This is a genomic window from Corallococcus sp. EGB, assembly GCF_019968905.1.
Lineage (GTDB): Bacteria > Myxococcota > Myxococcia > Myxococcales > Myxococcaceae > Corallococcus.
In genome coordinates, this window is sequence record NZ_CP079946.1 from 3,623,275 (window position 1) to 3,649,241 (window position 25,967).

21 protein-coding genes and 2 tRNA genes are annotated in these 25,967 nt (G+C 70.1%); 16 read left to right on the top strand and 7 right to left on the bottom strand.

Going from position 1 to position 25,967, the window contains the following annotated elements; genetic code table 11:
• Positions 1-51: 51 nt before the first annotated feature.
• Positions 52-231: an ester cyclase gene (locus tag KYK13_RS15175; RefSeq protein WP_223645151.1), complete on the bottom strand. Its 180-nt coding sequence runs from the start codon at positions 229-231 to the stop codon at positions 52-54.
• A 143-nt stretch (positions 232-374) separates the two neighbouring features.
• Between KYK13_RS15175 and KYK13_RS15180 the strand changes: the two genes are divergently transcribed.
• Together KYK13_RS15180 and KYK13_RS15185 are read left to right on the top strand one after the other, a co-directional pair.
• On the top strand, positions 375-1,823 hold the full coding sequence (locus tag KYK13_RS15180; protein WP_223645152.1) for an NAD(P)/FAD-dependent oxidoreductase: 1,449 nt from the start codon (positions 375-377) through the stop codon (positions 1,821-1,823).
• Between the two features lie 479 nt (positions 1,824-2,302).
• Complete coding sequence (locus tag KYK13_RS15185; RefSeq protein WP_223645153.1) at positions 2,303-3,106, top strand: alpha/beta hydrolase; 804 nt, start codon at positions 2,303-2,305, stop codon at positions 3,104-3,106.
• A gap of 106 nt (positions 3,107-3,212) precedes the next feature.
• On the opposite strand, the gene KYK13_RS15190 is transcribed toward KYK13_RS15185, so the two are convergent.
• A tRNA-Glu gene (locus tag KYK13_RS15190) sits at positions 3,213-3,285 on the bottom strand.
• 12 nt (positions 3,286-3,297) lie between these two features.
• Positions 3,298-3,370 (bottom strand) — tRNA-Lys (locus tag KYK13_RS15195).
• 187 nt (positions 3,371-3,557) lie between these two features.
• On the opposite strand from KYK13_RS15195, the gene greB reads away from it, so the two are divergent.
• The 5 genes from greB (at position 3,558) to KYK13_RS15220 (ending at position 7,806) form a co-directional block, all read left to right on the top strand.
• Positions 3,558-4,094 carry a transcription elongation factor GreB gene (gene greB, locus KYK13_RS15200; RefSeq protein WP_223645154.1) on the top strand — a complete coding sequence of 179 codons (537 nt, stop codon included), beginning with the start codon at positions 3,558-3,560 and terminating at the stop codon, positions 4,092-4,094.
• Positions 4,095-4,103: 9 nt separating this feature from the next.
• Positions 4,104-5,099 (top strand): deacetylase, encoded by a 996-nt coding sequence (locus tag KYK13_RS15205; RefSeq protein WP_223645155.1) that lies wholly within the window; start codon positions 4,104-4,106, stop codon positions 5,097-5,099.
• A 186-nt stretch (positions 5,100-5,285) separates the two neighbouring features.
• The gene (locus KYK13_RS15210) at positions 5,286-6,605 is read left to right on the top strand and encodes a PhoH family protein (protein WP_223645156.1); all 1,320 of its coding nucleotides are present in this window, start codon (positions 5,286-5,288) and stop codon (positions 6,603-6,605) included.
• 34 nt (positions 6,606-6,639) lie between these two features.
• Positions 6,640-6,957: a YbeD family protein gene (locus KYK13_RS15215; protein WP_223645157.1), complete on the top strand. Its 318-nt coding sequence runs from the start codon at positions 6,640-6,642 to the stop codon at positions 6,955-6,957.
• A gap of 87 nt (positions 6,958-7,044) precedes the next feature.
• Entirely contained in the window at positions 7,045-7,806 is a 762-nt protein-coding gene (locus KYK13_RS15220; RefSeq protein ID WP_223645158.1) for a cyclopropane-fatty-acyl-phospholipid synthase family protein, read from the top strand.
• A gap of 80 nt (positions 7,807-7,886) precedes the next feature.
• Here the strand turns inward: KYK13_RS15220 and KYK13_RS15225 are convergent, their stop codons facing one another.
• On the bottom strand, positions 7,887-8,975 hold the full coding sequence (locus KYK13_RS15225; RefSeq protein WP_223645159.1) for a diacylglycerol kinase family protein: 1,089 nt from the start codon (positions 8,973-8,975) through the stop codon (positions 7,887-7,889).
• A gap of 404 nt (positions 8,976-9,379) precedes the next feature.
• Here KYK13_RS15225 and dnaK point away from each other — a divergent pair, with 404 nt between their 5' ends.
• From dnaK to KYK13_RS15255, 6 genes are all read left to right on the top strand, one after another.
• A complete protein-coding gene (gene dnaK, locus KYK13_RS15230) occupies positions 9,380-11,293 on the top strand; it encodes a molecular chaperone DnaK (protein WP_223645160.1) in 1,914 nt (637 codons plus the stop codon).
• A 220-nt stretch (positions 11,294-11,513) separates the two neighbouring features.
• Positions 11,514-12,371 (top strand): hypothetical protein, encoded by an 858-nt coding sequence (locus tag KYK13_RS15235; RefSeq protein WP_223645161.1) that lies wholly within the window; start codon positions 11,514-11,516, stop codon positions 12,369-12,371.
• 28 nt (positions 12,372-12,399) lie between these two features.
• Entirely contained in the window at positions 12,400-12,807 is a 408-nt protein-coding gene (locus tag KYK13_RS15240) for a thiol-disulfide oxidoreductase DCC family protein (protein WP_223645162.1), read from the top strand.
• A 54-nt stretch (positions 12,808-12,861) separates the two neighbouring features.
• Positions 12,862-15,393 carry a MoxR family ATPase gene (locus tag KYK13_RS15245; protein WP_223645163.1) on the top strand — a complete coding sequence of 844 codons (2,532 nt, stop codon included), beginning with the start codon at positions 12,862-12,864 and terminating at the stop codon, positions 15,391-15,393.
• A 35-nt stretch (positions 15,394-15,428) separates the two neighbouring features.
• Positions 15,429-17,708: a VWA domain-containing protein gene (locus KYK13_RS15250; protein WP_223645164.1), complete on the top strand. Its 2,280-nt coding sequence runs from the start codon at positions 15,429-15,431 to the stop codon at positions 17,706-17,708.
• Between the two features lie 17 nt (positions 17,709-17,725).
• Positions 17,726-18,295: a PspA/IM30 family protein gene (locus tag KYK13_RS15255; protein ID WP_223645165.1), complete on the top strand. Its 570-nt coding sequence runs from the start codon at positions 17,726-17,728 to the stop codon at positions 18,293-18,295.
• A gap of 10 nt (positions 18,296-18,305) precedes the next feature.
• Here KYK13_RS15255 and KYK13_RS15260 read toward each other — a convergent pair whose 3' ends face one another.
• Positions 18,306-19,187 carry a diadenylate cyclase gene (locus KYK13_RS15260; protein ID WP_223645166.1) on the bottom strand — a complete coding sequence of 294 codons (882 nt, stop codon included), beginning with the start codon at positions 19,185-19,187 and terminating at the stop codon, positions 18,306-18,308.
• Positions 19,188-19,313: 126 nt separating this feature from the next.
• Here KYK13_RS15260 and KYK13_RS15265 point away from each other — a divergent pair, with 126 nt between their 5' ends.
• Entirely contained in the window at positions 19,314-19,676 is a 363-nt protein-coding gene (locus KYK13_RS15265; RefSeq protein ID WP_223645167.1) for a TraR/DksA C4-type zinc finger protein, read from the top strand.
• 75 nt (positions 19,677-19,751) lie between these two features.
• On the opposite strand, the gene KYK13_RS15270 is transcribed toward KYK13_RS15265, so the two are convergent.
• Complete coding sequence (locus KYK13_RS15270) at positions 19,752-20,519, bottom strand: FHA domain-containing protein (RefSeq protein WP_223645168.1); 768 nt, start codon at positions 20,517-20,519, stop codon at positions 19,752-19,754.
• Between the two features lie 111 nt (positions 20,520-20,630).
• Between KYK13_RS15270 and KYK13_RS15275 the strand changes: the two genes are divergently transcribed.
• Positions 20,631-22,307, top strand: coding sequence for a serine/threonine-protein kinase (locus KYK13_RS15275; protein ID WP_223645169.1), 1,677 nt, complete (start codon positions 20,631-20,633; stop codon positions 22,305-22,307).
• 76 nt (positions 22,308-22,383) lie between these two features.
• Here the strand turns inward: KYK13_RS15275 and KYK13_RS15280 are convergent, their stop codons facing one another.
• Complete coding sequence (locus tag KYK13_RS15280; protein WP_223645170.1) at positions 22,384-23,556, bottom strand: FHA domain-containing protein; 1,173 nt, start codon at positions 23,554-23,556, stop codon at positions 22,384-22,386.
• 159 nt (positions 23,557-23,715) lie between these two features.
• Between KYK13_RS15280 and KYK13_RS15285 the strand changes: the two genes are divergently transcribed.
• Entirely contained in the window at positions 23,716-25,938 is a 2,223-nt protein-coding gene (locus KYK13_RS15285; RefSeq protein ID WP_223645171.1) for a bifunctional (p)ppGpp synthetase/guanosine-3',5'-bis(diphosphate) 3'-pyrophosphohydrolase, read from the top strand.
• The last annotated feature ends 29 nt before the right edge of the window (positions 25,939-25,967 follow it).

A 25,967-nucleotide genomic window follows, 5' to 3' on the forward strand; every position in this document is an offset into this window, starting at 1 on the left:
GGAGTCCTCCGCGAGCGTGGCTCACCAGGTGATTGCCGGTTCGCCGAAGCATCAAGGGGCCAGGCCGAGCTGCTGCATGTACGACGGGTTATCCCAGAAGAGGTACTCCTCGGTCATGACACCGTCCTTCCAGTGGCCGACGGTGTTCATGATCAGCTTGAAAGACTTGCCGGTGGGGGCGATGGAGGAGCCGTCCGGCAGCGGCATGGGCTGGGTGTAGGTGCCCTCCATGAAGCCGACGACTCGAGCCCCGGGTCCGAGAGGGCATGTCAGACCGGTGATGTGCAATCTCCTCGGCGGTGGCGAGCGGCTCTGGGGAAGGCGGACCCCTCTGACCCGCAGCGCCACGACATGAAGCCTTGGAGGCTTGGGACTTGGAAACCCCTGGACGCAGATTCGGAAGCGCCGTGGTCATCGGCAGCAGCATGGCGGGGCTCCTGAGCGCGCGGGTGCTCGCGGACCACTTCGAGAAGGTGACGCTGGTGGAGCGGGATATCCGGGGGGAGGGGCCCGCCGCGCGCAAAGGTGTTCCGCAAGGGCCGCACATCCACGTGCTGTTGGACACGGGCCGGCGCATCCTCGACAAGTACTTCCCGGACCTGTTCGAGCAACTCCAGGTCCAGGGCGCCGAGCTCATCGACTCGAGTGGAGACCTCGCCTGGCACCACTTCGGGGTGTGGAAGCTGCGCCGCACCAGCGGCATCCCCGGGCTGCTGTGCACCCGGCCCCTGCTCGAGTGGAACGTCCTGCGCCGGGTGAAGGCGCGGCCCAACGTCGCGGTGCGCGAGGGCTGCTCCATCGAAGGGCTCATCTCCGACGAGAAGGGCACGGGGCGCATCACGGGCGTCCGGGTCAAGACACCCCAGGGCGAGGAGTCGTGGGAGGCGGACCTCGTCGTGGATGCCAGTGGCCGGGGCTCGCGGATGCCTCAGTGGTTGGAAGCCATTGGCTACGCGCGCCCGGAGGAAGAGCAGGTCATCGTGGACCTTTCCTACACGACGTGCCTGCACGAGCCGCCGCCCCACTTCCAGAAGGAATGGAAGGCGCTCTTCCTCTATCCAAGTCCTCCCAAGGCCTGGCGCGCGGGTTTCATCTCACACGTCGAGGGAGGCCGGTGGCTCGTCACCCTCAATGGCTACTTCGGGGAGCACGCGCCCACCGAGTACGCGGGGTTCCTCGAGTACGCGCGCTCACTGACGCGCCCGGACCTGTACAACTATCTGAAAGAGGCCACGCCGATAGGGCCCATCTCTCAGCACAAGGTGAAGGACTGCCGGTGGCGGCACTACGAGAAGCTGCCCCGCTTTCCCGAGGGGCTGGTCATCCTGGGAGACGCCGCGTGTGCCTTCAACCCCCTCTACGGGCAAGGCATGTCGGTGGCGGGGCTTGGCGCCGAGCTGCTGGACACCTGCCTTCGCGAGCACGCCGAACGCGGCGAGCTCTCGGGCCTGGCGCAGCGCTTCCGTGAGCGGCTGCCTGAAGTCATCCGGCTCCCGTGGCTGTTGGGCACGGGCATGGACCTGCTGTATCCGCAGGCCGTCGGGAAGCGGCCCTTCGGGCTGGGCTTGCTGCACTGGTACATCCTGCGGCTGATGGAGCGCACGTCGACCGACGCACACGTCCATCGCCAGTTCTACCGGATACTGCACCTGCACGCGGGGCTGGAGGCGGTTCTCCAGCCCTCCGTGGCATTGCCCGTGTTGGGCCATGGCGTCATGTCGCTCCTCCGCCCCCTCGAGCGGCTGGCGAATACCGAGACACGGCCTCCCCCTCTCACGCCCCCGCGTCCAAGCCCTGTCCCGGTCCAGAAGCCCACGGGGTAGCCCCGGCAGCGGCCTGGGCCCTCGATGCGTCAGGAGGTCGCAGGCCGTCGTCACGAGGGCCTCGGAGATGCCCGTGGAGATGGCGGAGCGAAGGGTCACCAGACGTGGACGCGAACGAGGCTGCCCATTCTTCCTATCCGTCAACGTCGCAGCGCCTCGACTTGACATCCCACCGGGAGATCAAGTTCCCTGCACTGAACGCGGCCTGCTCGCGCGCAGTCCCATCACCAGCCCATGCCTGGTGAAGGTCTGGGACGAAGGGGATTGGATTCCTCGGGCTTTGTGCAGCAGGTCGCATCGCTTCCTCTGCGGAACGCGAGCGCATGGGGCTTCGCACCGCGTCGAGGCAGGCGATGACCGTCCGTCGGAATGAAAAGAAGAGGGCTCGTGCGCTCCAGAAGCTGAGCGGCGAGCCGTATACGGCCGTTCTCGAACGCCTCCGGCGCTCTCACGCAATTGTTTCGCGAGTGAGGACCCAAATGGCTGAGATCGACTTGAGCAAGCCCATCGTCTACCGCGTCGAAGGGATGAACCACACGGCAACGCGGCGCAACGAAGTCTACCGCGTGGACGGAGACGAGAAGCTGCTGATGGACCTGCAGCTGCCGCCCAACCTCCCATCCGGAGCCCGGGTGCCGGCCATCTTCTTCGTCCACGGCGGCCCCCTCCCGCGAGAGGGCGTGCCACCCAAGCAGTGGGGCATCTTCCAGTCCTACTCGGCGCTCGCGGCAGCGTCCGGGTTCGTGGGAGTGGCCTTCAATCATCGCCTGCACGCGCCGGAGGACTACCCTCGCTCCGAGAGCGACATCGCCGCGGCGGTGGAGTACGTCCGGAGCCACGCGGACAGGCTGAACGTGGACCCGTCCCGGATCGCGCTCTGGTATTTCTCAGGCGGAGGTCCGCAGCTCTCGTGGGTCCTCCGCGAACGCCCGACCTCCGTGCGCTGCGTGCTTGCGTTCTATGCGCTCCTCGACCTCCGGGCCCTCGTGCCTCCGGGGGCGCCGCCCGTCTTTCTGGAGCAGGCTGCCGCCTACTCGCCCGCCGCGCTCGTAGGGACACGGGCCAAGGGGCTGCCCCTCTTCGTCGCCAGGGCCGGCCAGGATTCGCCAATGGTGAACCAGTCGATTGACGCCTTCATGCGCGAAGCGGCCGCTGCCGACGTTCAGATTGACTTCGCCGACCACCCGGAAGGCCGTCACACCTTCGACGTCCTGGACGACGTCGAGCGCTCCCGCGAAATCATCGCTCAGGCGATGGCCTTCGTAAGGGCGCATCTCTCATAGCGACAGCAGGGGCTTTCTTCCTATCCGTCTGGAGACGCGAAGGAGCCTGAAAACACCGAGGCCGGAAACCGCTGGGTCTCAGCGGCTTCCGGCCTCGGTCCTTCAGTGTCCCCGACGGGATTCGAACCCGTGTTACCGGCTTGAAAGGCCAGCGTCCTGGGCCTCTAGACGACGGGGACGTCGTCACTGCTTGAGTCGCGGGGGGCTCGAACCCCCGACCCTCGGCTTAAAAGGCCGGTGCTCTACCAGCTGAGCTAGCGACTCGCTATTCTTTTTTTGGCACCGCTGCGGATCCGTCAGCGGCTCCGCGAGGCGCTTCCTACCAGCAGCGCCGTGGGAGTTCCACTGGCGATCGCAGTCGCCCCTTCCTGACACGCTCCAGCCCGACCCGCGGTGAACATCCCGCCGCCGGTTCCCTCCACCCGTCAGCCCGCGGCGCTATACACGGGGCATGTCCCAGGACGTTTCCGAGCCTCCCGACACCCTCGAGGACGAAGAGGCAGGCGAACAGGCCCCGTTCCGCCGCTACCTCACCCGCGCGGGCGCCGAGCGCATGCACCGCGAGCTGCTCCAGCTCCTCAACGAGGCCCGCCCCAAGGTCACCGCCGAGGTCTCCGCCGCCGCCGCCCAGGGCGACCGTTCAGAAAACGCCGAATACATCTACGGCAAGAAGCGCCTGAGGGAGATCGACCGGCGCATCCGCTTCCTCCAGAAGCGCCTGGACACCGCCACCATCGTGACCCCCTCGGAACAGAGCGATCGCTCGAAAGTCTACTTCGGCGCCACCGTCACCCTGGAGGACGAGGACGGAAGCCGCAGCACGTACCAGATTGTCGGGTCGGACGAGATCGACGCCTCTGGAGGCCGCATCAGCGTCGAGTCACCCATGGGCCGCGCACTGCTGCGCAAAAGCCCGGGCGACACCGTCGAGGTGCGGCGCCCCCGGGGTGAGATTGAACTCACCCTGGTGGACATCCGCTACGACTAGGACACCACCATGCCCCGGACGCCAGAGCTCAGCCCCCATGCTCGCCGCACCTATGCGCGCCTGAGCAGCCTGGAACTGGCCGCGTCCGCCACCGAGTCCCTGTCCCTCGACGACCTGGGCCTGGACTCCGGCGGCGACCGCGTGAGCCTGGCGTTCGGCACCTACAGCCGCGAGGGCCTGGAGTACGCCCTCCGAGCCTACGGCTTCACCCAGCGGCTGGAGGAGCGCGTGGGCCCCGTCGAGCTGCGCCTGTCCTGCCAGGATCCGTTCCAGCCGCGCCTCACCCTCCAGAGCCGCCGCTACCACTCGCCCGTCGTGGACCTGTCCCTGCGCCGGTCCCAGGGCTCGGAGGTGGGCTTCACCCACTCGGCCGCGGAGGCCCCGCTGCTCTACGTGGACAGCCTCCTCCTGCAACACCCCGGGCGCCCCTTCGACTGGAACCGGCCGCCGCTGCCCGGACAGCTCCACCCCGGGCTCTCCCTGTCGCGCGACATCCTGGAACTGCTGCACCTCATGGCCCGCCGCATCGGAGCGAAGGGCGTTGCGCTGATGCCCGCGACGTTCTCCGCCGCGTGCGTCTACGAGCGGCGCTTCAGCTTCGTGGACGGCGCCGCGCAGGGGCGCTTCAGCGCCCTTCGCCGCGCGGGCCGCGGTTGGCCCCGGTGGCTCCTGGCGTGGGCCGTGGAGCTGGGCTGCATGCGGGACGCGCAGGGACAGCCAGCCCTCTTCACGCCCACGCCGATGATCAGCCCCCTGTCGCGGCGGCTGGCCCGGCGGCTCGACGCGCGCGGCTGGCACGAGGCCCGGCGCATCCAGGCGAAGCAGGCGCTGTCGCTGGACGAGGAGGCACTCCAGGCGCGCTTCCCCTGGGCCCGCATGCCCCCCGGTCCTCCGCCCGAGAGGATGGTGGAACTGCTCGGGTATGATCCGCTGGCGCCCGCGTCGCCGTTCCAGGATGCCGCGGAGGCAGCGCCCGCTCCGCTGCGCACCGCCGCGACGTCCTGAGGGGCGCTGTAGCATCCTGTTCCGTCGGAAACGGCCGTGCTGTTTCGGACGGAGCCCCATGGTTTCAGCCGGGAATGCGGCTGGTGCCCCCTCGTTCGGTGCCTATATTGAGCGGCGTCGGTCATCCACGGTCGTCGCTCGCCGTCCGCAATCGCACCCGAACCAGGTCAGGTCGCGAAGCCCTCGATGCGAAAGAACTTCATCCTCGACACGAACGTCCTCCTCCATGACCCCCGCAGCATCTACGGGTTCAAGGACAACAACGTCATCATCCCCATCTACGTCATCGAGGAGATCGATCAGTTCAAGCGCGATCTCTCCGAACTGGGGCGCAACGCGCGACTGGTGGCGCGCTACCTGGATTCCTTCCGCGCCGAGGGCTCCCTGAAGGAGGGCGTCCCGCTGCCGCACGGCGGGATGCTCCGCGTGGCCTTCACCGACCGTTCGCTGCCGTCCTCCATGGCGGACAGCAACCTGGTGGACAACCGCATCCTCGCGGTGGCCCTGGACCTGATGGAGACCGAGCCGGACACCCAGGCCGTCTTCATCACCAAGGACACCAACCTGCGCATCCGCGCGGACGCGCTGGGCCTGTCCGCCCAGGACTTCGACACCGAGCGCGTCGAAATCACCGACCTCTACACCGGCTTCACGGAGCTGCTCGTCCCCACGGAGATGGTGGATCAGCTCTACAAGCCCGGCGGCGAGGTGGAGCTGCCGGCCCAGGACCGGCTCTTCCCCAACCAGCTGGTGCTGCTCAAGGACGAGCTGAACCCGTCCCATACCGCCATGGCCCGCTTCCATGGGACCAAGGCGCGGCTCGTGCCGCTCGCGCGCAACAGCAAGGAAGGCACGTGGGGCATCCGGCCGCGCAACATGGAGCAGGCCTTCTGCCTGGACCTGCTGCTCAACGACGACATCAAGCTCGTGACCATCGTCGGCAAGGCGGGCACGGGCAAGACGCTGCTGGCCATCGCCGCGGGCCTGCAGAAGGTGACGGAGGAGGGGCTGTACCACAAGCTGCTGGTCAGCCGTCCCATCTTCCCCCTGGGCAGGGACATCGGCTACCTGCCGGGCAGCGTCGAGGAGAAGCTCAACCCCTGGATGCAGCCCATCTTCGACAATGTCGAGTTCCTCATGAACCTGAGCCGCGCGGACAAGAAGGCCGGGCGCGGGCACCATGAGCTCATCGACCTGGGGCTGATGGAGATCGAACCGCTCACGTACATCCGCGGGCGCAGCATCCCCAACCAGTTCATCATCGTGGACGAGGCGCAGAACCTCACCCCGCACGAGGTGAAGACCATCCTCACCCGCGTGGGCGACAACACGAAGATCATCCTCACCGGCGACCCGTTCCAGATCGACAACCCGTACGTCGACTCGACGAACAACGGGCTCGTGCACGTGGTCAACCGCTTCAAGAACGAGAAGATCGCCGGCCACATCACCATGGCCAAGGGCGAGCGCAGCATGCTGGCCGAGTTGGCGGCCAACCTGTTGTGAAGCGCCCGAGGCCCGCGCCTGATAGAGACGAATCATGACCCAGGACGGCACCGACAAGCCCGACGCGCCCGGCGAGGAGAAGAAGCCCCTCGTCGAGTACCCCTCCGTCTATGAGTACAAGGTGATGGGCAAGGCGACGGTCGAGGAGACGCCTGGCTTCGAGGAGCACGTGCGCTCGCTGTTCCGGCGGAAGCTGGGGTCGGAGGTGTCCCCGGACTCCATCCACGTGCAGCACAGCCGCAAGGGGAAGTTCGTGTCCCTGAGCGTGTCCGTGCTGCTCATCTCCGAGGAGCAGCGGCGGGCCATCTACGCCGAGCTGCACCAGGACCCGCGCATCGTCTACTACCTGTGAGGCAGGCGGTGCGGGGGCGGATGCCCCAGGGCGCCCGGAGCACGCCGGCGGCTGGAAGTCCGGCCGGGGTGCGTATATGAGGGTGGAATGAGTCCCGCCGAGCATTTCCCGCTGTACCACCCGCCGGGGGCGCAGCGCGCGTTCGGATCCGACGACGCCACGCGCCGCTTCGCCAAGGTGGCCCAGCTCGAGCCGGGCTCCCGCGTGCTGGTGCTCGGCTGTGGCCCCGACGGCGGCGCCGCCATGCTGCTGGCCCAGGAGCTCAAGTGCTCCGTGGTGGCCGTGGACGTGGACGAAGCGCTGGTGTCCCCCGTCCGCGAGCGGGTGCGCGCCCAGGGCCTGTCGGACCGCATCGAGGTGCGCCGCGTGGCGCCGGACGCGCTGGGAATGCTGGATGGGCCCTTCCACGGCATCCTCGTGCCGGGGCGCGTGCAGTACCCGCTGGACGTGGCGCTGCGCGTGTTCCGCCCGCTGTTGGGCAAGCGCGGCCGCGTGGGCTTCACCTTCCCGGCGCGCGTGGGCCGCTTCACGCCCAAGGCCGTGCTGGACTTCTGGGAGAAGCGCCTGGGCGCGCCGTTGCTCCTGCCGCGCGAGCTGCTCCAGGCGCTGGAGGGCGCCGGCTTCGAGCCCGAGTCCGTGGAGTCGCTGCACGACACGGAGCTGGACGCGTTCTACAAGGACCTGGAATCGCACCTGCCGGAAGGTGACGCGCCGGAGAGCGTTGGCTTGCGCGAGGAGCTGGCCCTGCACCGCGAGAACAACCAGCGGCCGGGCGTCAGCTACGCGTTCGCCGTGGGCCGCCGCAAGGAGCCGGGTGAGAAGCCGCCGGCGTCGCGCGACCGCGGCTGAGTCTCCGAAGCCGGGCAGAGGCTGCTTTGTGAAGCGTGCGGGAGGACCCGGAAGACTTCCGGGCCCTTCAACCGCCGGGGCTACTGCACGCCGTTGAAGTCGAGCAGCTCGATGGACTCGGGCGCCACGGACAGCGTGACCTGCTCGCGGTAGCCGGCCGCGTCGCCGCCGACCTGGAAGGGCATGGGGCGCGCGAAGCGGATGGTGACCTCGCGGGCGTGGAAGTCGTGGAGGCCTTCCGGCGCCCAGCGGCCATTCCAGAGGCGGGGCAGGTTGGCCAGCACCTGCGTGGGCGACACCTGGCCCAGGCGCAGCTGCAGGAAGCCCCGGCGATCATTCGCGTGGGGGAACATGCGGAAGCCGTAGCCGTAGAAGGGCATGGTGCCCGCGGCGGCCATCATCAGCTTGCCCCGGAAGAGCACCGCGCCCGGCGCGAGCGGCCCGCCCACGGTCTGGCCCTCCGCGCCCAGGCGGTACGCCTCCGACGGGCCGTTGACCACTTCGCACTCCACCAGCACGGAGCTGGTGAGGTAGTGCGGCACCGTCTTGAAGGCCACCGCGGAGAAGTAGCCGCCACCGCCGGACATGACCCGCTTGAACATGCCCTTGCCCAGCGACTCCTTCACGGAGATGTAGTCGTTGAGCACCTTGCCATCCACGCCCAGGCCCGCGAAGGGTGCGCGCTGGCCGTCCACCTGCACCAGGTCCATGGTGCGCACGCCTGGGACTTCCGCCGCGCGGGCGCGCACCACGTCGTTGAGGATGCCGTCGCCCCGGGTGCTGGACGCGTTGACGAACGCCGCGATGCCGTTGCCCGTGCCCAGCTTGAGGATGCCGAAGCGCGGCGCGGCCTGGCCGGCGAACTTCCCGCGCGGGCCCACCTGCTGCAGCACCTCGTTGACGAAGCCCATGAAGGTGCCGTCGCCGCCGCCCGTGAAGACGGTGGGGTAGCCCCGCTCCAGCACCGTCTGCGCGATGCGCCGCGCGTCCAGCGGCGAGCGCGACAGGAACAGGTCCTCCTCCGGCACCACGTGCGACAGCAGCTTGACCACCCGGGCGTCCACCTTGCGGGCGTTCGCGTTCAGCAGCACCGCGACCTTCGGCTCGGCGGACGGGAGCGCCGACGGGGAGCGGCGGAAGTCCGTGGAACGCAGGGGCTGAACCAGCATGGACGACTCCAAAGGGGCGGGGAGCGGTATGACAGCGATGGCGCGGTTTCCCTGTGCAGTTTTCTCGCCAACCCCTGACGCGCGGTGTCAGGCGGGCGGTCAGAAGTGATTCCGAGGGGTTGAACGGTCAGCTGGTGTCCAAAATGCCCGCCCGGTTGCTACCGCGGGGTGACGGCGGTGTAGAGCGCGTTACGCACCCGTGGCGCGCGGATGGCGTTTGGGTGACGGGCGGACGGCTGGGGCTGCGCACTGCGCTACGCAGCAGGCGTCATCACCTTTGCGGTGGGTGCCCGGGCCTACGGGGAAACCCGTCCTCGCGTTTGACACGCCGGGGGGGGTGGTTACGTTGGGCATACATCGGGATTTCGTAGGAAAAACGCAGTAATTTCCAGAGGATGGGAACCGTGGGCAAGATTATCGGAATCGACCTGGGCACCACGAACAGCGTGGTGGCGATCATGGAGGGTCGCGAGCCCAAGGTCATCGTCAACGAAGAGGGAGCCCCCACCACGCCTTCGGTGGTCGCGTTCACGAAGGACGGAGAGCGCCTGGTCGGTCAGGTGGCGAAGCGCCAGGCCATCACCAACCCGGAGCAGACCGTCTACTCGGTGAAGCGCTTCATGGGCCGCCGCGCCGAGGAGACGTCCGAGGAGGCGAAGCTCGTCCCGTACAAGGTCGTGAAGGGTCCCAACGGCGACGCGCGCGTGGAGATCGCGGGCAAGCAGTACAGCGCGCCGGAGATCAGCGCCCAGGTGCTCCTGAAGCTCAAGCGCGCCGCGGAGAACTACCTGGGTGAGAAGGTGACGGAGGCGGTCATCACCGTCCCGGCGTACTTCAACGACGCCCAGCGCCAGGCCACCAAGGACGCCGGTGAGATCGCCGGCCTGAACGTCCGCCGCATCGTGAACGAGCCCACCGCGGCCGCGCTCGCGTACGGCATGGACAAGAAGAAGGATGAGAAGATCGCCGTCTATGACTTCGGCGGCGGCACCTTCGACGTGTCCATCCTGGAGGTGGGCGAGAGCGTCGTGGACGTGCTCGCGACCAACGGCGACACGCACCTGGGCGGCGACAACATCGACCTGGAGATCATGAACTGGCTGATCAGCGAGTTCAAGAAGGACACCGGGCTCGACGTCAGCAAGGACAAGATGGTCATCCAGCGCCTGAAGGAGGCGGCGGAGAAGGCCAAGATCGAGCTGTCCAGCGCGACGCAGACGGAGATCAACCTGCCGTTCCTCACGGCGGATGCCTCCGGTCCGAAGCACCTGAACGTGAAGCTCACGCGCGCCAAGTTCGAGCAGATGATTGGCCCGCTGGTGGAGCGTTCGCTGGAGCCGTGCCGCAAGTGCCTGAAGGACGCGGGGCTGGACCCCAAGGACCTCAACGAGGTCGTGCTGGTGGGCGGCACCACGCGCATCCCCATGGTGCAGGAGGCGGTGAAGAAGCTGTTCGGCAAGGAGCCCAACCGCTCCGTGAACCCGGACGAGGTCGTGGCGGTGGGCGCCGCGGTGCAGGCGGGCGTGCTCTCCGGCGAGGTGAAGGACATCCTCCTGCTGGACGTGACGCCGCTGTCGCTGGGCGTGGAGACGCTCGGCGGCGTGATGACGAAGCTCATCGAGCGCAACACCACCATCCCCACGCGCAAGTCGGAGACCTTCTCCACGGCGGCGGATGGCCAGACGCAGGTGGAGATCCACGTGCTGCAGGGTGAGCGCGAGATGGCGGGCGACAACCGCAGCCTCGGCCGCTTCCACCTGACGGGCATGCCCCCGGCGCCGCGCGGCGTGCCGCAGATCGAGGTGACGTTCGACATCGACGCGAACGGCATCCTCAACGTCAGCGCGAAGGACAAGGCGACGGGCAAGGAGCAGAAGGTCACCATCAGCCACTCGTCCGGCCTGTCGAAGGACGAGGTCAGCAAGATGGTGGACGACGCGCGCAGCAACGAGGCCGCCGACAAGGCCCGCCGCGAGCTGGTCGAGGTGAAGAACCAGGCGGAGAGCCAGGCCTACGCCGCGGAGAAGATGGTCAAGGAGAACAAGGACAAGCTCACCCCCGAGGTGGCGAAGTCCATCGAGGACGGCGTCGCGGAGCTGAACCGCGTGCGCGAGGGGCAGGACAAGGACGCCATCAAGGCGGCCCTCGAGAAGCTCCAGCAGGCCAGCTACAAGGCGGCCGAGGAGATGTACCGGGCCACCGGCGGCGCGCCGGGCGCCACGCCTCCTCCGGGCGCCGAGCCCTCCGCGGCTCCGGGCTCCAGCGCCCAGCCGTCCGCGAAGGACGACGTGGTGGACGCCGAGTTCCGCCAGTCGTAAGGCCGTGAGCCTCCCGCCGCGCGGCGGGGGCTGAAGTCCCGAGGGCCGGTGCTCCGACGAGGGGCGCCGGCCTTCTTCATTTTCTCCGCGCCGGTGGACGGGTGTGCCGGACGCGGGATGAGGGGCGGCAGCAACCCCGCGAATTCACGCGGGCGCGAGCGGCAGGCGCACTGCAACGGGCGGAGGGGTTCCTCGCAGTCCACCCCGAAGGTGTCCCGCCATGTCCCGCATCGACTCCCTGTTGTCCGGCCTGCTGCCCGACCTCGCCGCCCCCGAGGGCGTCTCCGTTCCCCTGGCCCCGCGCATGGAGGCGCCTTCACGGACGTCGGCCGCGCCGGCCAACTCCGTGGAGGTGTTTCGGGGGACCGGTGCGCCGGCCCCGAGTCCCACGCGGGCGCCGCAGGTGGCGCCCCGGGCGCGGGAGGGCAACGGCTTCGACTTCGGCGTGGGGGGCGCGTTCCCGCCGAAGCCCACGGGTTCCCTGATGGAGCAGGTGAAGCAGGGAGCGCGGCTCCTGGAGCAGACCCAGGCCGCCGCCTTCAGCGTGACGCTGGACAAGGGGCCGGCGATGGACGCCTACGCGCGCACCCAGCTGGCGCACCTGGAGCCGAGCCCGCCCATCGCGGGCGCTCCCACGGCGCTCACCGACTACACCAGCACCATTCCCGGCGTGTCCGCGAAGGACGCCTTCGAGGCCTTCATCCGCAATCCGGAGCTGCTCTTCGGCGCGGCGGGCATCTCGCTGCGGCCGGCGGCGAGCGTCCTCACGGATGGCGCCCGGCTGTTCCTGGAGGAGCAGGGGCCGCCGCCGGTGTGGGCGCCCATCACGGTGAAGCTCAACGAGACGGAGCACGTCGTCCACATCACCACCCTGGACGGGCATCCGCTGCGCGGCACCAACCAGTTCGTCTTCGACGACGACGGCGGCGGAGGCACGCGCATCCGACAGTATTCCGCCTTCCAGGGCAGCTCTCCGGCGACGTCGGTGGGGCTCGCGCTGATGGATCCTATTGAACGGCAGCACGACATCTGGCGCAGCGTGCACGGACAACTGCATGAGATGCTCAAGCCGCGTTGACATACTGTGGCCAGGGGGAAGGTGACCCATGACGACGCTCCACACGACGCCGCCGGGACATGACGTGGTCCTCTACGACAGCCACTGCCGCGTGTGCAGCGGCGCCGCGCGGGAGATGCGCAAGCTGGTGGGCGGGCAGGGGACGCGGCTCTTGTCGTTCCGCGACGAGGGCGTCCTGGACGCCTTCCCGGGGGTGAGCTTCGAGCGCTGCGAGAAAGCCATGCAGCTCATCCAGGCGGATGGCCGGGTCCTGGAGGGCGCGGAGGCCATTGTCCGCGCGCTGGGCCGGCGGCCGTTGGGGCGGCTGCTCTACGTCTACTACGTCCCGGGGCTGCGGCAGCTGGCGGATGCGGTGTATGGGGTCGTGGCCCGCTACCGCTTCCGCATCGCGGGTCGCAACTGCCCCGACGGGGCCTGTGCGGTGCACTTCAAATAGGGGGAGGGGCGCGGATAGCATGCGGCCTTCCCCGCATCCTCCTCTGGCCCTTTCGTGACTTCGCCTCCTCCCAACCTGCAGGCCGCCCAGTCCTTTCGCCGCTTCTTCGGGGAGCTGAGAGAGACGTACCTGGAGCGGGAATCGCTGTTCACGCAGATTGAGCTGGCGCTGCTCTGCCGCGAGCACGTGCTGGTGGTGGGGCCGCCCGGGACGGCGAAGAGCGCGGTCGCCAGCGCCGTCCTGGGGCGCATCACCGACGAGGTCTCCGGGCTGCCGTCCCTGTTCTCCAAGCAGATCGCGGAGACGACGCTGCAGACGGACCTCATCGGGCCGGTGGACTTCAAGGTCCTCACGGAGACGGGGCGCACCGAGTACCTCACCGACGAGGGCATGCTGGGCGCGGTGCACGCGTTCCTGGACGAGGTCTTCGACGGCCGGGACATGCTGCTGCGCTCCATCCTCAACGTGATGTACGAGCGGGAGCTGAAGCACGGCCGCAAGGTGACGGCCGGCCGCACCGAGTGCGTGGTGATGACGAGCAACCGGTACCTCACGGAGGTGCTCGCGCGCTCGCCGGAGCTGCTCCTGGCGTTCGCGGACCGGTTGAGCTTCATCAGCTTCGTGCCCAAGGCCTTCGCCCGGCGGGAGAGCCGGGCCGCCATGCTGCACCGCTTCGTGCACGGGACGCGGCCGGACCTGCGCGCCACGCTGACGCTCCAGCAGTTGGACGTGCTCCAGGACGCGGTGGCCCAGGTGAAGGTGCCCGGCCCCGTGCTGGAGGGCGTGGAGATGCTCACGGACGCGCTGGAGCGCGCGCTCGTGGCGCAGGTGTCGAAGCTGCCGGACTACGTGCCCACGAAGTACTTCTCCCAGCGCTCGGTGGTGAAGGCGCTCTGGACGCTGAAGGCGGCGGTGGTGCGCGATCAGATCTACCGTCGTCCGGACCGGCCGCTCGAGGCGGCGGTGGAGGACCTGGACGCGCTGCGCTGGTTCTTCCTGCTGGGCGGCCCGCCCTCCGCGGAGGTGGACGCGCTGCTCAAGACGGCGGTGGACCCGCGCGAGCGGGCGCAGCTGGAGATCGTCCGGCTGGAGCAGCGCACCTTCGACGAGGTGCTGGGCAAGGTGCGCCAGGAGCTGGGCGGCGGCGTGGAGCGCGAGGCGACGGCGCTCGCGGCCGCGGATGACGTGAACGCCGCGGAGGGCCTGAGCCGCAACTGGCAGGCGGGCCTGGTGTCCACCACCGCGCGCGCCGTGCTGGGCAAGCTGGTGCCAGGACCGCGCCACGGACAGAACCGGGCGCCGCTGCTGGTGGCGGCGCGCGCGCTGGTGGCCGCCCTGGAGCAGCGGCTGTCGCGCGGCATGGCGGCGGGGCAGGGGGAGGGGCGTGGTGGCGTGGCGCTGCTCATCGCCATCCGCGACGTCCTGGAGCTGAGCCGGGCCGTGCCGGAGCTGAAGCAGGGCTACCCCGCGCTGTGCGAGGCGGCCGCGCGCTTCCTGGAGCAGGCGCTGGAGATGAGCGCGTCCGCGGCGGAGGGGCTCGCGTTCGAGGACAGCGTGAAGATGGAGTGGCTCGTCGGCCTCGCGGAGAACCTGGAGGAGGAGCTGGGCGTGATGGGCTCGCTGGCGGCGATGCTCGGCGAGGCGGTGCCCTCGCTCCAGGAGCGGCTGCGCGGCGCGGACCGCGAGACGCGCCGCCGGGTGGTGGCCGCGCTTCGGCGCCGGGTCTCCGCGGCGTTCCCCGCGCAGGCCCCTCGGGGCCGCAAGGATCCGCTGGACGCGCTGGCCGCGGACTCGCGGCGCCTCACCCAACTGGAGAACGCGCTGACGGCCTTGGACCCCTCGCAGGCGGGGTTGAAGCAGGAGCTGCTCCGGCCGCTGAGCCTGGCGTACGCGCGCGAGGTGCTGGGGGCGACCCCGTTCGAGCGCATCGAGCAGTACGGCCGCGCGGTGCAGGCGGTGGCCGAGAACCTGCGGCGCGAGGGCGTGACGGCGGAGCCGGTGCTCGCCGAGTGCCGGGACCTGCTGGAGAACCGCCTCCGGGAGCATGCTCGCGTGCTGTCGCGTGAGGTGGCCAGCCCGCCTCCGGCCCCTGGCGCCGTGCTCAATGGCGACGCGTACACCTACTACCGGGGCGAGCTGTCCGCGCAGGCCCCCGACGGCGAGCTGAACGCGCTCGTGGGCCTGGACGGACAATTGATGGCGGCGCGTCCCCCGGCCGCGTCCTCGTTCCTCTCCGACACGGTGCGCGCGGCGGTGGCCGAGGCGGAGCTGTCCTTCCTCCAGTCGCGCATCAAGTACCTGCGCAGCTGGCTGACGCAGCTCCTGACCGCGCTGCCCGCGCCCGAGGCGCTCAACGGACGCGCCGACGCGGAGCGCACCTTCGAACGGCTGGTGCGCAGCCGCTTCCCACAGCTCGCGCTCAAGGAGGGTGAGCTGGTGCGGCTCAAGTCCACGCTGGGCATGCTGGAGGCGCTCCCGGGCGAGCTGGGCGAGAGCGCGCGCAGGCTGTCCACCCAGCTCCGCGGCATCGACGAGGACTTCGGACGCTTCAGCCGGCAGGTGCTGGAGCGGCGGACCGCGCAGTGAGGGCCGGGGTCCTGCACGGAAGGCGGCGCTGAGACGTGCTGGCGCGTCAGCTCACTCCCCTGCGGCAGCGCCTGGATGCGCTCCGCCAGCCCGCGGCGGCCCGCGGCGGTGCGTGGTCCTGGCCCTTCGGCCGCAAGCTGAAGGGGCCGGAGGACCTGGCCCTGCCGGTGCTCGTGGCGCTCGACCGTGAGTTGGATCGCGTGGGCGTCCACACCGCCGCGGATGCCCGGCTGCTGCTCGCGTTGGGCACCCAGCGGGGCAGGGCGGGGGCGCTCGCGCAGGGGCTCGCGGCGCGCGCGAACCAGGCCCTGGCGGAGTACGAGGAGTGCCTGCGCCTCGTGGAGAAGGCGCACCGCTCCGGCGAGGTTCCGCCGGGGGCCCTGACCGCGCTGGACCGCGGCTTCGTGCGGCTGGCCCGCGCGGTGAAGGTGGCGGACCTCTTCAGCCGTCCGCTGGATGCGCAGGGCGGCAACGACGCGCCGTTCGAGATCTTCGAACGCCCGGCGACGACGCGGGAGCGGCCGCCGGCGAACGCGCGCCTGGCCATCGCGGAGCTGCTGGCCGCCCGGGCTCGGGACAACGTCATCGACCTGGTGCAGAAGCGGCGCGACCTGGACCTGGCCCACGAGATGCTGCTGCGCCTGGGCACGACGGACGCGGACCGCGAGCGGAGCATGGCGCTGCGCAACGACGTGGCGGAGGCGCGCGAGCGGGTGCGCGAGGTGCCACCCACGCGCTCCCTGGAGGCGCTGGTGCGCGGCGTGCGGGAGACCGCGCACAAGGACCCCCGGGGCGCCTACCGGACCTTGCAGGGCCTCTACGAGCGCGCCATCGAAGCGGGGGACGCGGAGCTGGCCTCGGCGGCGCGGAAGGCGCTGGCGCCGCTGCTTCCGCCGGAGCCCCGGCTGACGCGGATGGTGGAGGAGGCGGAGGCGGGCGCGCGGCTCGAGTGGCTGGGAGAGGCGGATGCCGAGGCGGAATCCGGCCGTGAGCCCGAGGACGCGCCGGACGAGCAGCTCGCGGACCTGGCGTTCTCCCTGAAGCCGGAGCAGCTGGCCACGTTCGACCTGGCGGCGGGGTGCGCGCGCTACTTCGACGTGGAGGACGCGCTGTCGGAGGAGATCGTCGAGAAGGACGCCGCCGCCGTGCGGGCCGTGCCGCGCCAGGTGCCCTATCCGACGCAGACGATGACCTTCGCCACGACGGGGAGCCTCGACGAGGTCCACCACTTCGTCATCTCGGATCCGCGGCGCATCCTCCAGGACCTGGCGGGGCACCGGCAGCTCGTGCGCACGTACCTGGACGATGCGCCGCCCCCCAAGCCCCGCAAGGTGAAGCGCACCGCCGTGCGCGTCTATGTCTGCGATGCCTCCGGCTCCATGCACGGCGCGCGGGCGCGCTTCCGCGACGCGCTCATCATCGCGGAGCTGAACAACCTGCGCGTGAAGGCGCGGCGCGGAGAGAACTTCGATCCGCTCTACTTCAGCTTCTTCAACGACGTGCCCACGGAGCTGGCGCGCGTGGACACCGCCGCGGAGGCGACCCGGCAGATTGAGAAGCTCTTCCGGGACTCGCCCGCGGAGGGGCAGACGGACATCTCGCTCGCCCTCCTGTCCGCGTTCGACTCCATCCGCGCCGCGCAGGGGCGCGACCCGTACCTCGCTCGCGCTACGGTGGTGCTGATCACCGACGGAGAGGACCGCGTGGACCTGGACCTCATCCGCCGCACCCGCGCGCCCATGGGGGCCCTGGACATCGCGCTGAGCTTTATCTCGCTGGGCGAGGAGAACCCGGACCTCAAGTCCCTGGTGCTGGAGCAGCGCGCCGCCGGAGGCCGCGCCTTCTACCACCCGCTCTCCGACGAGGAGATCCGCTGGGCGCGCACGGAGTTCGACACGCCCTGGCGCACGCTCTTGCCGCGCGACGTGCCGGCCTCGCTGGAGGCGCTGGAGGCCCTGGCCCCGCACCTGGACGCGCTGGAGGCGGTGGCGGCGGGCCGTGCTCCCGGAACGGGCGTGGCCGTGGAGGCGTCCTTCGACGCGCTCTTTCCTCCCATGCCTTCGGCGCCCACCGTGCCGGAGAAACCCGGCGCGGACCTGGTGGCGCGCGTGACGGACATCCTGGAGGCCGTAGGCGAGGCCGCGTCGCTCGCCTCCGCGGACCGGCGCGCGACGGAGAGCGTGGTGCTCCTGCAGCACCTGCTGTCCGTCTACGGACTCACGCCCGCGCGCTACCTGGCCGTGCTGTCCGGCGGCGGGCGTCCGGTGGGCGAGGCGTTGGAACGCGTACGCCTGCTGTGCCGCCCGTTCGGGTAGGCTTCCAGGCACGCGCCATGTTCGGCTTCCTCAAACGCAAGAAGGCACCTCCGGCGCCCGTGGACCCCCTGGCCACGTTCGACCGGCTCATCGAGGACCTGGAGCGCCAGGCGGCCGAGGTGCGCAAGTCCGCCGCCACGCTGCTGGCCCTCAAGGGCGAGCTCTCCCGCGCCGTGACGCGCTACACGGCCCGCCTGGGCGACATCGCCGGACGGTGCCAGACGGCGCACGACCGGGGGGACGCGAAGGGCGTGGGCGTGCTGGAGCGCGACCGCGTGCAGACCGAACGCCTGCTGGAGTCCACGCGCGAGTCGCTGCGGCGCGCGGAGCAGGACGCGGAGCTGCTGCTCGGCGCGGCCGGCGAGCTGGGCGAGCGCGTGGCCGACCTTCGCATCGAGCGGGAGAGCGCCTCCGCGCGCATCGCCGCCGGCGGCATCGTCACGGAGGGACTGCGCGAACAGGTGGAGCGCTTCGACCGAGTGATGGCGCTGGATGCGGCGCGTGACGAGGTGGAGAAGGCGCACGCCCTGGCGGACATCTACCGCGAGGAGCACCAGCCCACCGCGGCGCCCGAGCACGTGAAGTAGGCAGGGCGCTTCAGGTCCGCCGCGCCGTCTGGTGCAGCTCCAGCACGATGTTGCCGCCCTTGAAGAGCCGCACCGCCCCGGACGTCTGGCTCACCGTGAGCGCGATGCAGTGGGTGGAGGACGTGATGCCCGCGGAGGCCGCGTGGCGCGCGCCCAGGCCCAGGGGAATCTTCACCGTGTCGTCGTTGGCGGACAGGTAGCGGCCCGCGGCCAGCACCACGCCGTCCTCGCGGATGACGAACGCGCCGTCCAGCACGGAGAAGTTCTTGATGGCGTCGCGGATCTTCGGGTCGAGCACGTTGCGCTCGGACTCCGACAGGCCCTGGAACGGGTTGATGGTGAGCTGCCGGCTCTTCTCCAGCACGCTCGTGTGGTCGCCAATCGTGATGATGGTCCCGATGGGGTGGCCCTCGAAGCCCTCCTGGCCAATCTGCAGCGCCAGCTGGATGAGCGCGTCCACCACCTGCGAGTTGAACTCCTCGCCCAGCTTCACGCCCTCGATGGCCAGCCGGTCGTCCAGCGACCCGCCGATGCGCATCTGCATCAGCGTGTCCGGCGCGCGCCCCACCTTGCCCGTCATGCAGAGCACGAGGTCGCCTTCCTTGAACGCGCCCTGGGACAGCGCGGAGACGAGCGCCACCTTCACCCGCTCCGTGCGCGAGTAGTCGTATGCGGGGATGACGAGCGCGCGGACCTTCTTGTGCAGGAGGTCCTGCGCCAGCTTGTCCAGCGTCACCGCGTAGACCAGCTTCTTGCGCGCGGGCCTGCCCCGGAGGTCCTCCGGAGGAATGGGCGTGTCGCAGATATAGAGGAAGTGGTCGACCTCGCTCTTGGCGGCCAGGGAGAGCGCCGAGCGCAAGAATTCCCGATCGAACTTCGTGTTCTCGCTCAAGGCGCTCCTCGTGCACCCACGTTTTGAAGCAGGTCAGCTTGACACTGGCAGCTGTATGAATAAAGCTTTCGGGCCCTTTTTTTCGGGGGCAGGCCCCCTCTACCCGTCCCAACGGAGCCGCCGGCTTTGAACCAGAAAGATCTCAAGCGTTACAAGAAGATGCTCGAGGACAGCAAAGCGAGCCTGCTCGAAAGCGCGAAGAAGACCCTGGTGGAGGAGTCATCCTTCGACACGGATGACCTGCCTGATGAAATCGACCAGGCAGCCTCCGAGTACACCCAGTCCATGGTCTTCCGCCTGCGGGACCGCGAGAAGTTCCTCCTGCAGAAGATCGACAGCGCGCTCAAGCGCGTGGAGGAGGGCACGTTCGGCATCTGCGAGCGCTGCGAGGAGGACATCTCCCCCAAGCGCCTGGATGCGCGTCCGGTGACGACGCTCTGCATCCGCTGCAAGGAGGAGCAGGAGAAGAAGGAGAAGTCCTACGGCTGAGGCCGTGGCTTCACCGGGCCGCACGGCGCTTCCATGCCCGTGCGGTCCATGCCTCGCCCGAGAGGCGAAGCCGCTTCAGGCCGCCGCGGGCTGGATCTCCACCCGCAGCAGCTGACGGCCGATGAGGAAGTGATCGCCGTTGTCGACGAAGGTCGGCCCCGCGAGCCGGATGAAGGTGCCGTTGGACGAGCCCACGTCGCGCACCATCAGGCGGTCCCCCCGCACCTGCAGCAGCGCGTGCCGCCCGGACACGAAGCCGTCCGTGGGGAAGGCGATGTCGCCCTGCTCGCGCCCCAGCAGGTTGTCGCCGTCCTTGAGCGGGAAGGCCGCGCCGCGCAGGCCGCCCTCCAACTGCTGGATGAGGCGCAGCCGGTAGCCGGGATCCGGCGAGCCCCACACCTGCGTGCCGCCGGGCCCGAGCGCCGCGGCGGGGATGGGCTCCAGCACCAGGCGCTGACGGCCCAGGCGCAGCTCTCCGCCGGCGGGCAGCTCGCGCTCATTGCGCAGGCGCACGAAGACGCCGTTGGCGCCGCCCACGTCCTCCACGGCCAGCCGCGCGCCGGAGAAGAAGAAGCGCGCCTGCACGGGCATGATGAACGGGTCGTCGGTGAGCGCGATGTCCGCCTGCTGGCCGCAGGTGAGGGTGTCGCGCTGCATGCGCACCAGTGATTCCGGGCCGCCGTCCGCGCGCACCACGCGGATGGATACCTGCGGGCGCGACGAGATGTGCGCCACGGCCATCACCATGGTCCCGGAGCGCAGCGCCGAGCCGCAGGCGCGGCAGACGGTGGCATCCCGGGAATTCTCGGTGTCACAGCGGGGGCAATAGTCCACGGCGTCCATGCGAGGCTCCCTTCTAGCAGGCCCGCGCCGCCTTGGGGGACCGACAGCGCACGGCTTGCTCCCCACCCGAGCGGCATGGTGAAGTCCCGGCCCCACTGACTGGACGCTGACGTGTACTGCCCTTCCTGCGGCGCTGACGCCGAAGACTCCTCCCGCTACTGCCCCGCCTGCGGCGCGACGCTCCTGCGCTCGGCGGACGGCGGCGACGAATATGTGGGCAAGACGATTGCCGCCAAGTACCGGGTGGAGGCCCTCATCGGCGAGGGCGGAATGGGCAAGGTGTACCGGGCCCGCCAGCTCGCGCTGGACAAGGTGGTGGTGCTGAAGGTGCTGCGCCACACGCTCTTGTCGGACGAGCGCACCGTCGCGCGCTTCCAGCGCGAGGCCAAGGCGGCCAGCCGCCTCAACCACCCCAACTCCATCAGCGTGCTGGACTTCGGCCAGGCCGACGACGGCGCGCTCTTCATCGCGATGGAGTACGTGGCCGGGCAGGACCTGCATCAAATTCTCAGCCGCGAGTGGCCGCTGGGCGAGGCGCGCGTGGTGCGCATCGCCCTGCAGATCCTCAGCGCGCTGTCGGACGCGCACGGCGCGGGCGTCATCCACCGGGACCTCAAGCCCGAGAACATCATGGTGGAGCAGCGCCGCAACGAGCCGGACTTCGTGAAGGTGCTGGACTTCGGCATCGCGAAGATCACCGACTCGCAGGACGAGGGCCCGGCCCTCACGCGCGCGGGCTTCGTGTGCGGCACCCCCGAGTACATGTCCCCGGAGCAGGCGCGGGGCGCGGTGTTGGACCACCGCTCGGACCTGTACGCGGTGGGCGTCATCCTCTACCAGCTGATGACGGGCCTCCTGCCCTTCGAGTCCGACTCCGCGGTGGGCTTCGCCACCAAGCACCTCACCGAGGAGCCGCCCCCGCCCACGCGGCGCCGCCCGGACGCGCGCATCTCCCCGGGCATGGAGCGGCTCATCCTCCGCGTCCTGTCCAAGGACCCGGACGACCGGCCGGCCAACGCCGCGGCCTTCAAGGCGGAGCTGCTCGCCGTCGACAAGGAGCGCCGCCGCGGAGGCGCCGCCGGTGACACCGGTGGACGCCGTCCCCAGGCCTCCAACGTGCTGGCCCCCATCCCGCGCCGCTCCCAGGCCGCGCAGAACTCGGCGCGCAACAACACGGGCTGGAACGACGTGACGGTGGAGGCCACCGTGCAGGGCCTGCCCCACTCGCGCACCCCGGTCTCCGAGGAGTCCACGCTCGCGCCCGAGGGCACCCGGACCGCCGTGGCCGCGCCCACCTCCGGTGGTGGTGGCGAGGGCATCATCCTCTTCTTCAAGGCGCTCACCACGGTGCTGGTGCTGGGAGCGGTGGGCTTCTTCGTCTACTACTTCGGCATCGGTGCGGGCAGCGGCTCGGAGAATGGCGGGTACCAGCTTCCGCAGAACGCGCCCCGGCCCATCAACGCGGGCGCGGACGTGCCGGACTACCAGCGGCAGATTCCCAGCGCCTCGCGCAACGTGGACAAGGCGCGCAAGCTGACGCGGGACGGGGACCACGACGTGATGGCCGGCGAGCTGGGCCGCGCCACGTCCCTCTACCGGGAAGCCTTCCAGTACAACCCGGAGGCGGAGCTGGCCCTCAAGCTGGGCGAGCTGTACTGGCAGCGCGACATGACGGACGAGGCCCGCGGCTGGTGGGTGCGCCACCTGACCGACATGCCGGATTCGCGCGCCCGTGAGTACATCGAGGCCCGGCTCGGCAGCCCGGTGGCGCGTCCCCCGGCGCCCTGAGGGCCCGCGGCGCCTGGTGAGCGGCGGTCCGTCCCGGTGCGCGCCCGGCCTGGTGTGAGGCCGGGGCTTCTTCCCGTCAGCCCAGCGTCTCCACCTGCATGACGTGCTGACCCAGGCGGACGCGGTCTCCCGGACGCAGCAGGCGCTCCGTCGCGGGCGGGATGCGCACGAAGGTGCCCAGGCCGCCGGAGAGGTCGCGCAGCAGCGCGCCCGTCGCCGTGGGGCTGAGCTCGCAATGACGGCCAGCGAGCCCCTCGTCGTTCGGGTACGCCAGGTCGCAGTGCGCCTGCCCGATGGTGAGCAGCGCCGCGGCCGTCACCACCGCGCGGCCCGCCCGGCCTCCCATGTGCACCTCCTCCACGCCGTAGAGCGCCTGGCCCAGCGGCACGGGCGAGCCGTACGGCGTGGGCCGGCCCGCCACGGGCGCGGGGGACTCCACGCGGCCGGTGAAGCGGAACAGCCGCTGGCCGGCGCTGAAGAGGGCGCGCGGCGCCAGCGGCTCCGTGCCGGCGAAGGTGACGTAGACGCCCGACGCGCTCGACTCGTCGCGCACGAAGAGGGCGCCGTCCTTCACGAGGAAGGTGGCGTGCAGCGGTGACACGAAGACGTCGTCCGGGAAGAGGATGGCGCCGCGCTGGCGGCCCACCACACAGCCCGTCACCGGCAGCTTGTAGCGCTGGCCGCGCGTCGTCCCGGCGATGACCGCCAGCCCGAAGCGCGAGGCCACCGGCGGCGGACGCGCCGTGGCGCCCGTGGTGGCCGGCGGCGTGGCTCCCGGAGGGACCGGCGCCGTGGCCCCCGTGCCGCCCCGGGGCGGCAGCGTGTTGTCCGGCACGGGCGGAGGCGGCCGGGTGTTGGCGGGCGGAATCGCCGGCCCGTAGCCCGCGCGCGGAGGCGGAGGCGTCCCCACGGCCCGGCGGGCCTCCACCATCAGCCCCTGGGCCGCCGTGGGCGGCGGGGTGCGCGCGGAGGGCTTGAGCCCGGGCGGCACCGCGCTGGGCGGCGGCGGCGTGGGCGGCGCGTACACCTCGCCCGGCCGCGTGAAGCTCGCGACGGCGGCGGGGCGGCCAGGGCTCGCGGCGGGAGGCGGCGTCCCCGGGCGGGCAGGGGGCGCGGCCGCCGGGCGGGGGGCCGGAGCGGCCTCTTCCAGCGCCTGGCCGCACAGCACGCAGGTGGCCGAGCGTGGCGGGTTGTAGCCGTCACAATGCGGGCAGACCACCGGGAGCGCGGACAGCAGAAGCTGAGACATGGGCAGAAGGCCAATCTAGGGGGGCGTGAAACGCCCGGTCAACGAAAGCCTCGGACCTGTATCCAAGGCGCCCGGGCCCCCTGAACCCGGCGGGGTCCGCGATGTTCCAGGGTAACGTTGCCCCTGCTGGTTGAGGCAGTTACGATTGCCACCGCCTCGATGATTCGCCTGAACGACATCCTGCAGCGGGTTGCGTCGTACCACCCGGACCCCGATCTGGACATCATCAAGAAGGCGTACGTCTACTCGGCCAAGGTCCACCAGGGACAACTCCGCAAGTCGGGAGAGCCCTACCTCATCCACCCGCTGGAGGTGGCGGGCATCCTGGCGGAGCTGAAGCTGGACGAGGCCTCCATCGTCACCGGCCTGCTCCACGACACCATCGAGGACACGCTCGCCACCGCGGAGGAGCTCACGGAGCTCTTCGGCCCGGAGGTCGCGCAGCTGGTGGACGGCGTGACGAAGCTGTCCAAGTTCTCCGCGTCCGCGACGCTCTCCCAGGAGGAGAAGCAGGCGGAGAACTTCCGCAAGATGATCATCGCGATGGCGCAGGACATCCGCGTCATCCTCGTGAAGCTGGCGGACCGCACGCACAACATGCGGACGCTGGATCACATGTCCGAGGAGAAGCAGGCCCGCATCGGACAGGAGACGCTGGACATCTACGCGCCCCTGGCCAACCGCCTGGGCATCTCCTGGATCAAGACGGAGCTGGAGGACCTGTCCTTCCGCTACGTGAAGCCGCAGGAGTTCTTCGCGCTGGAGGAGCAGCTCAACAAGCGCAAGAAGGAGCGCGAGAAGTACATCGAGGACACCTGCGACCTGATGCGCGCCAAGCTCCAGGAGCGCGGCCTCAAGGGCGACGTCAGCGGGCGCTTCAAGCACGTCTACAGCATCTGGAAGAAGATCAAGTCGCAGGGCATCGACTTCGATCAGATCCACGACATCATCGCGTTCCGCATCATCGCGCCGTCGGTGCCCGCCTGCTACGAGGCGCTGGGCATGGTGCACCAGATGTGGAAGCCGGTGCCCGGGCGCTTCAAGGACTTCATCGCCATCCCGAAGCCCAACATGTACCAGTCCCTGCACACCACGGTGATTGGTCCGTTGAGCGAGCGCGTGGAGGTGCAGATCCGCACCGCGGAGATGCACAAGATCGCGGAGGAGGGCATCGCCGCGCACTGGGCCTACAAGGAAGGCCGCGCGCCCATCTCCAAGGACGACGAGAAGTTCGCCTGGCTGCGCCAGCTGATGGAGTGGCAGCAGGACTTGAAGGACCCCAAGGAGTTCCTCGAGACGGTGAAGGTGGACCTCTTCACCGACGAGGTCTTCGTCTTCACGCCCAAGGGCGACGTGCGCAGCCTGCCGCGCGGCGCGACGCCGGTGGACTTCGCGTACGCCATCCATTCCGACGTGGGCGGCCGGTGCGTGGGCGCCAAGGTGAACGGGAAGATCGTCCCGCTGCGCTACAAGCTGAAGAACGGCGACACGGTGGAGGTGCTCACCAGCCCGCAGGCGCACCCGTCCAAGGACTGGCTCACCTTCGTCAAAACGAGCCGCGCGCAGCAGCGCATCCGCGGCTTCATCAAGCAGCAGCAGCGCGACAAGAGCCTGCAGCTGGGCCGCGAGCTGGTGGACCGCGAGTTCAAGCGCTTCCAGCTCAACTTCAACAAGCTGATGCGCTCCGGCGAGGTGAAGAAGGTCGCCGAGGAGCTGGGCTTCCGCGTCGAGGACGACATGCTGGTCGCCATCGGCTACGGGAAGGTGACGCCGCAGCAGCTGGTGCAGCGCCTGGTGCCGCAGGAGAAGCTGGCGCAGGCGGAGCCGGCCCCGCGTCCCGCCTCGGACGGCAACGGGACGGGCCATGGCGCGGGGGGCAACGCCTCCATGCTGCCGGGCCTGTCGCGCATGACGGACCTGGCCAAGCGGCTGGTGGGGCGCAACAACCGCAGCGGCGTCCAGATTGGCGGCGTGGACGACGTGCTCGTGCGCTTCGGGCGCTGTTGCAACCCCGTTCCCGGGGACCCCATCGCGGGGTTCATCACGCGGGGGCGGGGGGTGACGGTGCACACGGTGGGGTGTGAGAAGGCCCTGGCCACGGACCCCGAGCGGCGCGTGGACGTGTCCTGGGACGTGAAGGGCGACTTCAAGCGGCCCGTCACGCTGCGCGTGCTGACGGCGGACCGGCCGGGCCTCCTGGCGGACATCACCAACACGTTCTCCAAGAAGAGCGTCAACATCTCCCAGGCCAACTGCCGGGCCACCGGCGATGACCGGGCGGTGAACACCTTCGAGGTCACCATCTCCGACCTCAAGCAGCTGACGGACCTGATGCGCTCCATCGAGCGGTTGACGGGCGTCTACTCGGTCGAGCGAATCTAGCCCGCGCCTGTGCTACAGCGCCCGGCGGA

What these genes read in the sequence shown, in the direction of transcription:
- KYK13_RS15175 (WP_223645151.1), bottom strand. Translation starts at nt 231, where the DNA reads ATGGAGGGCACCTACACCCAGCCCATGCCGCTGCCGGACGGCTCCTCC.
- KYK13_RS15185 (WP_223645153.1), top strand. Translation starts at nt 2,303, where the DNA reads ATGGCTGAGATCGACTTGAGCAAGCCCATCGTCTACCGCGTCGAAGGG.
- greB (WP_223645154.1), top strand. Translation starts at nt 3,558, where the DNA reads ATGTCCCAGGACGTTTCCGAGCCTCCCGACACCCTCGAGGACGAAGAG.
- KYK13_RS15205 (WP_223645155.1), top strand. Translation starts at nt 4,104, where the DNA reads ATGCCCCGGACGCCAGAGCTCAGCCCCCATGCTCGCCGCACCTATGCG.
- KYK13_RS15210 (WP_223645156.1), top strand. Translation starts at nt 5,286, where the DNA reads ATGCGAAAGAACTTCATCCTCGACACGAACGTCCTCCTCCATGACCCC.
- KYK13_RS15215 (WP_223645157.1), top strand. Translation starts at nt 6,640, where the DNA reads ATGACCCAGGACGGCACCGACAAGCCCGACGCGCCCGGCGAGGAGAAG.
- KYK13_RS15220 (WP_223645158.1), top strand. Translation starts at nt 7,045, where the DNA reads ATGAGTCCCGCCGAGCATTTCCCGCTGTACCACCCGCCGGGGGCGCAG.
- KYK13_RS15225 (WP_223645159.1), bottom strand. Translation starts at nt 8,975, where the DNA reads ATGCTGGTTCAGCCCCTGCGTTCCACGGACTTCCGCCGCTCCCCGTCG.
- KYK13_RS15235 (WP_223645161.1), top strand. Translation starts at nt 11,514, where the DNA reads ATGTCCCGCATCGACTCCCTGTTGTCCGGCCTGCTGCCCGACCTCGCC.
- KYK13_RS15240 (WP_223645162.1), top strand. Translation starts at nt 12,400, where the DNA reads ATGACGACGCTCCACACGACGCCGCCGGGACATGACGTGGTCCTCTAC.
- KYK13_RS15255 (WP_223645165.1), top strand. Translation starts at nt 17,726, where the DNA reads ATGTTCGGCTTCCTCAAACGCAAGAAGGCACCTCCGGCGCCCGTGGAC.
- KYK13_RS15270 (WP_223645168.1), bottom strand. Translation starts at nt 20,519, where the DNA reads ATGGACGCCGTGGACTATTGCCCCCGCTGTGACACCGAGAATTCCCGG.
- KYK13_RS15280 (WP_223645170.1), bottom strand. Translation starts at nt 23,556, where the DNA reads ATGTCTCAGCTTCTGCTGTCCGCGCTCCCGGTGGTCTGCCCGCATTGT.
- KYK13_RS15285 (WP_223645171.1), top strand. Translation starts at nt 23,716, where the DNA reads ATGATTCGCCTGAACGACATCCTGCAGCGGGTTGCGTCGTACCACCCG.